At 70.3% G+C, this 6,386-nt stretch carries 5 protein-coding genes; 2 read left to right on the forward strand and 3 right to left on the reverse strand.

Annotated features, from left to right (window positions below; translation table 11 throughout):
- On the forward strand, window positions 1-2,728 hold a 2,728-nt coding region (locus QSG27_RS27005), incomplete at its 5' end, for a hybrid sensor histidine kinase/response regulator (RefSeq protein ID WP_306711673.1).
- 12 nt (window positions 2,729-2,740) lie between these two features.
- Here the strand turns inward: QSG27_RS27005 and QSG27_RS27010 are convergent.
- From QSG27_RS27010 to QSG27_RS27020, 3 genes are all read right to left on the reverse strand, one after another.
- Window positions 2,741-3,703, reverse strand: coding sequence for a DMT family transporter (locus QSG27_RS27010; protein ID WP_306711675.1), 963 nt, complete (start codon window positions 3,701-3,703; stop codon window positions 2,741-2,743).
- Between the two features lie 115 nt (window positions 3,704-3,818).
- Window positions 3,819-4,361 (reverse strand): DUF2934 domain-containing protein, encoded by a 543-nt coding sequence (locus QSG27_RS27015; protein ID WP_306711676.1) that lies wholly within the window; start codon window positions 4,359-4,361, stop codon window positions 3,819-3,821.
- 162 nt (window positions 4,362-4,523) lie between these two features.
- On the reverse strand, window positions 4,524-5,096 hold the full coding sequence (locus QSG27_RS27020; RefSeq protein WP_306711678.1) for an acyloxyacyl hydrolase: 573 nt from the start codon (window positions 5,094-5,096) through the stop codon (window positions 4,524-4,526).
- A gap of 245 nt (window positions 5,097-5,341) precedes the next feature.
- Between QSG27_RS27020 and QSG27_RS27025 the strand changes: the two genes are divergently transcribed.
- Window positions 5,342-6,386: phosphotransferase (locus tag QSG27_RS27025; protein WP_306711680.1), on the forward strand; the 1,045-nt coding region annotated here is incomplete at its 3' end.

The raw sequence follows: 6,386 nt of genomic DNA on the forward strand, positions 1-6,386 counted from the left end.
CGGCGCGCTGGCGGTGGCGGCCCTGCTCGCCTGGGTCCTGGCCCGCTCCCACGCCCGGCGGGAGGAGGCGGAGCGGCGCGCCCGGGTGGCGGAAGCGGCGGCGGAGGCCGACCGGCGGTCCCACGCCATCCTGGAAAGCACGACGGACGGCGTCTACGAACTCGACCGGTCCTGGCGGATCGTCTTCATGAACGGGCGGGCGCGCGGCCTGATGGGCGGCCGGAGCGACCTGACCGGCTACCGTCTGTGGGACATCTTTCCCGACGCCATGGGGACGGTGCTCTGGGACCGCCTGCACACCGCCATGAAGGACAGGCGTCCGGACGAGTTCGAGGCTTACTTCGCGCCGCTCGGTGTCTGGCTGTTCCTGCGGGTCTTCCCGTCGGCGGCGGGGCTGGCCGTCTATTTCCAGGACATCAGCAAACGCCTTCTCGCCGAACGGGCGCTGGAACGCGCCGTCGAACAGGCGAACCAGATCCTGGAGAGCATCGGCGACGCCTTCTACGCCATCGACCGCGACTGGCGGATCACTTACGTGAACAAGCGCGCCCAGGAGATGTTCGGGCGCCCGCGGGAGGAGATGATCGGTCACAGCCTGCTGGACATGTTCCCCCATGTGGCGGGCAACACGGTCATCCGGGCTTTCGAGGCCGCCATGGCCGACCAGCAGCCGCGGGAGTTCGAGGCGCTGTCCGGCATCTTCGAGCGCTGGACGATGTTCAATGTCTACCCGCAGGCGGGCGGCGGCCTGTCCATCTATTTCCGCGACGTGTCCGCCCACCGCGCGGCGGAGGCGGCGCTGCGGGCCAGCGAGCAACGCTACCGCACGCTTCTGGAGGCGCTGCCCCAGATGGTCTGGACCTGCCGGGCGGACGGCTGCTGCGACTTCCTCAGCCGGCAATGGCTGTCCTACACCGGCCAGATGGAGGAGACGGCCCGCGGCTACGGCTGGGCCGAAGCCATTCACCCCGGTGACCGGGAGCGCCTCCTCGCGGTCTGGATGCAGACGGTCGAACAGCGGACGGTCTACGACACCGAAGCGCGCATCCGCGGCGCCGACGGCACCTACCGCTGGTTCAAACAGCGCGCCCTGCCGATCACCGACCCGGAGAGCGGGGAGGAGCGCTGGTTCGGCACCTCCACCGACATCACCGACATCTTCGAGGCGCGCGACGCCATGCAGGCGGCGAAGGAGGAGGCGGAGGAGGTTGGGCTGCGCTTCCGCACGCTGGCGGACTCCATCCCGCAGCTCGCCTGGATGGCCCGCCCGGACGGGCGCATCTTCTGGTACAATCGCCGCTGGCATGACTACACGGGGATGGAGAGCGCCGACACGCCGGCGGGACCCCTGTGGGCCGGCATCCTGCCCCCCGACCATGCGGAGCGCGTGACGGCGAGCCTTCAGCGCTCCTTCGGCACGGGGGAGCCGTGGGAGGACACCTTCCCCATGGCCGGGCGGGACGGCGCCTTCCGCTGGTTCCTGTCGCGGGCGCTGCCGGTGCGCGATTGCGACGGCGCCATCGTGCTGTGGTTCGGCACCAACACCGACGTGACCGACCGGCTGGAGGCGGAGGACGCCCTGCGCCGCGCCAAGGAGGAGGCGGAGCGGGCGGCCCTGTCCAAGTCGAAGTTCCTCGCCTCGGCCAGCCACGACCTGCGCCAGCCGATGCAGTCGCTGTTCCTGTTCTCCGGCGCGCTGCACGGCCATGTCCAGGGCGAGAAGGGGATGAGGGCGCTGCGTCACCTGGAAAACGGGCTCGACGCCCTGAAGGGGCTGCTGGACAGCCTGCTCGACGTGTCGCGCCTGGACGCCGGGGTGGTCAAGCCGACGCTGGAGGATTTCCCCGTGGCGCTGTTGCTCGACCACATCGCGGCGGGCTACGCCCCGGCGGCCCGCGGCAAGGGGCTGGACTGGACGATGGAGGGGTGCCCGCACAACATCCGCTCCGACCGGGTGCTGCTGGGCCGGATGATCCGCAACCTCGTGGAGAACGCCATCCGTTACACGGAACAGGGCGGCATCTCCATCACCTGCGTCACCGCGGGCGGGCGCATGCGCATCGTGGTGACCGACACCGGAATCGGCATTCCGGGCGAGCATCTGCCGCGCATCTTCGAGGAGTTCCACCAGGTCGGCAACCCGGAGCGCGACCGCAGCCAGGGGCTGGGGCTGGGGCTCGCCATCGTGCAGCGCATCGGGCAGCTTCTCGACCATCCGGTCACCGTGCGTTCCACGCCCGGCGAAGGCTCGGTCTTCACCATCGAGGTGCCGCTGGGCGAAACGTCGCGGCCCGCGGAACCGCTCCAGGCGGCGCTCGGCCCCGCAGCGGCCGTTGCCGCGGGCGAGGGGGCGGAGCGGCTGGCCATGGTCGTCGACGACGACGCCATCGTGCTGCTCGGTCTTCAGGCCATCCTGCGCGAATGGGGGTACGAGGTGCTGATCGCCGGCTCGGGCGAGCAGGCGGTGGACAAGCTGCGCACGGTCAACCGCAAGCCGGACATCATCATCGCCGATTACCGCCTGCGCGAGGGCAAGGTCGGCACCGACGCCATCCTGGACATCCGCCGTCTGTTCGACGCCGACATCCCGGCCATCATCGTGACCGGCGAGACCGGACCGGAATGCCAGCGCGACGCCGTGCGCCACGGCTTCGGCCTGATGCACAAGCCGGTGACCCCGCGTCAGCTCGCCGGGGCCATGGAACGGTCCCTTCAGCCGGCGGAATAGGCGATAGGGCGGTCAGTCGCCGCCGCCGCCCGCCGCGGGCGGGGTGGGGGGAAGGCGGCGGCGGGTTTCGCGGTGCAGAATGTAGAGGCCGCTCGTCGCCACCACGGCGGCGCCCAGCGCCATGTGCAGGGTCGGCACCTCGCTCCACAGCAGCCAGCCGAACAGCACGGCCCACAGCAGCGAGGCGTAGTTGAACGGCGCCACCACCGCCGCCGGGGCCAGCGAATAGGCGCGCGTCAGGAAAAGCTGCGCGCCGCCGCCCAGGATGCCGGTGGCCGACAGCAGGGCGAGGTCGGTCAGGCTGTGCGGGGTGACCCACACGAAGGGCATGACCAGCGCCAGGATCAGGGTGGTGATCGCCGTGAAGTAGAAGACGATGGTGTTGGCGTGCTCCGTCTTGCTGAGCTGCCGGATCGCCACCATCGCGAAGGACTGGCAGAAGGCGGCGCCGAGCGCCACCAGCGCACCCAGATGCGTCAGCATCTCGCCCGACGGGCGGACCATGATCAGGACGCCGACGAATCCGACCAGCACCGCGCTCCAGCGGTGGATGCCCACTTTCTCGCCCAGCAGCGGCACCGACAGGGCGGTCAGGAACAGCGGCGCCGAGAAGTTCAGCGCCACCGCGTCGCCCAGCGGCAGCAGACTGAAGGACCAGAAGGTCAGCGACATCGCGGTCAGCCCGACGACCGAGCGCCAGACATGGCCCAACGGGCGTTCGGTGCGCAGGCTGGCGATCCACCCGCCCTGAAGCGAGATGACCGCCGCCACCGGGACCAGCGCCACCGCGTTGCGGAAGAAGGTCACCTCGATGACCGGGTAGGTCTCCGACAGCAGCTTCACCAGCACGTTCATCATGGAGAACAACAGCACCGACCCCAGCATCATGGCGATGCCGAGGGGGATGTTCTCCACGCGGGTGTGGCGGGGCGTCGCGGGACGGGCGGGAGCGGGGGAGAGGGAGGGCGCAGTCACGCCCGGATGCTATCAAGCGAAACAACCCGCGTCACGTTGCCGCGACGCGGGTGGTCATGTCCTGGCGGAATGGCCGGATTGCGGTCCGAATCCGGGCGGCCTGGCGCCGAACCTGTCAGCGGTCCTTCAGCAGCTCGGCGATCTCGGCCTCGGCCCGCAGCCAATGGTCCATTTCGCGCCCGTCCGGACGGCCCTCGCGCTCCCAGATCTCATAGGCGCGCTCCTGCACCATGCGGCCCTTCTGGCCGTGCAGCAGGCCCTCCGCGATGTGCATGTTGATGCGCGACAGCGACACCAGCTTGCGCGCCTCGATGGAGCCCTGGGTGGCTTCCATGGTGGTGAGGGTGACGTACTGCGCGAGGTTGCGCAGATTGGCCTTCACCTCCGGGTCCAGCGTGTTCTCCTCGTTCTGGAGCACCGTCTTGATGGCGACCCAGAGGCGCAGGTTGTGGTCCAGCGCGAAGTTCGCCTTCTCCGGCGTGTCGGCCTCGACCAGCAGGCTGGCGGCGTGCAGCAGGGCGACCGCGTCCTGTTCGATGGCCACGAAATTGGTGTTCAGGACGATCTCCGCCCCGGTGTCGGTGGCGAGCGCCTCGGCGGCCTCGGGCGACGGTGTGGTTTCGGCGGTCTTTGCGGTGGCGGTCTTGCGCTTGGCCATGATCGAATCCCCGTCGTTAGTCCCCGAGGCCAATAAAACCAGCCGTCATTAACAAGTGGTTAAGACGAGTATTTCCAGCCCTTTTGCGCAGCCCCTGCGTCAGGAAACATCGAAGATGATTCGCGGGCGGCTATGCTGCATTGCAAAAGAACCGGCGGGCCTTCACCGTCCGGTCAATGCCCCGAACGGCATGCGGTAATAGAATCCGAACACGTTGTTGGCCGGCGCCGCGGCGTCCGCCGCCGCTCCGCTGGTGTCGATGCGGCTGTAGCCCAGGCTGAAGCGGGCCTTGTTCTCGAATTGGTACCCGAGTTCGAGCTGGGACCGGAATTCCACCACGCTGCCGGCCGCCGTGGGATCGCGCGGGGCGACCGGCAGGGTCCCGGCGCCGACGCTGGGCGTGAAGACGAAGGAGGAGCCCAGCGGCACGTCGATCAGGATGCCGCCCATGCCGTAGAGGCTGCCGTCCGGCGCGCTGGGGCCGAGCGACACCCAGGGGCGCACCTCCGCGTAGCCGTCCAGCTTGGGCAGCAGGGAGGAGCCGATGCGGATCTTGTTGTGCAGGTCCGAAACCTTGGTTTCCGGCGGCTCGCCCATGCCGTAGGCGAGGCCGCCGACGGTCCAGTTGCCGATCCGGCCGTCGGACGTGGACGGGGTTTGCGCGGCGGCGGGAGCGGAGAGCGCGATGCCCGCGGCGGCAACCACCAGACAGAGGCACGAGGTCCCATGACGCACGGCGGCCTGCTCCCGATCGTTCGTTGACCGTCCTACTCCGGCTGTCCCAGTCTACCGCGTCCGATCCCGGGACGGTTGTGGCATTACGCGTAGCACCGCACCCCCGGGCAAGCGCGTAACGGTGCTACTCCAAGATGTCGTGCGCCTCGCCTCCCGCGTCAATGGTGGGAGGGCTGCCCTGTTTGCGGCGGCATAGGCGGATGGCGGGGCTCTCCGGGGGCGGCGGGGCGTGCTAGATTCCCGCCATGCAGCACGCCGCTCCCGATCCGACGCCGTCCCCGACGACGGTGGTGGCCGCCTTCCTCGCCGACCCGGCGAGCCACGGCGGAGCGGCGGTGGAGCGTGTCGAAACCCACGCCGCCATCGTCTTCCTGGCCGGCGACCGGGCCTACAAGCTGAAGCGCGCGGTGCGCTATCCCTACCTGGACTACTCGACCGCCGCGCGGCGCCGCGCGGCCTGCGTGGAGGAGTTGCGGCTGAACCGGCGCACCGCGCCGTCCCTCTATCTCGGCCTGGAGTCGGTGGTGCGCCGGGCGGGCGGTGCGCTCGCCTTCGGTGGGGAGGATGGCGAGGGCGGGACGGCGCTGGACTGGCTGGTCGTCATGCGCCGCTTTCCGCAGGACGCCCTGATGGACCGCATGGCGGAGCGGGGCGGCCTGACCGATGGCCTGATCCGCGATCTGGCCGACGCCGTGACCGCCTTTCACCGCAAGGCCGAACCGCGTCCGGACGGCGGCGGGGCCGCGGCAATGCGGGAGGTGGTGGAGGGCAGCGTCGCCGAACTGCGCGCCAGCCCGTCCCTGTTCCCGCCGGAGCGGGTCGAGCGGCTGGCCGCGGCCTCGGCGGACGCGCTGGCGCGCCTGACCCCGCTGCTGGAGGAGCGGCGGCGCGGCGGCTTCGTCCGGCACGGCCACGGCGACCTGCATCTGCGCAACATCGTGGTTCTGGACGGCAAGCCGGTGCTGTTCGACGGCATCGAGTTCGACGAGCGTCTGGCCGTCGTGGACGTCGCCTACGACCTCGCCTTCCTGCTGATGGATCTGGAGCGGCGGGGGCTCCGCCCGCTCGGCAACGCGCTTCTGAACCGCAGCCTGGATGCGACGGAGGATTACGCCGCCCTTGCCCTGCTGCCCCTGTTCCTGTCGGCGCGGGCGGCCATCCGCGCGAAGATCGCCGCGGCGGCGGCGGCGCTCCACCCCGGCGATGCCGCGGCGCAGGGTCTGGAACGGGAGGCCGCCGCCTATCTGGAGCACGCCCTGGCGTCGCTGGAGCCGCCGCCGCCGCGGCTGG

It is taken from the genome of Azospirillum isscasi, from assembly GCF_030849505.1.
Taxonomy (GTDB): domain Bacteria; phylum Pseudomonadota; class Alphaproteobacteria; order Azospirillales; family Azospirillaceae; genus Azospirillum; species Azospirillum isscasi.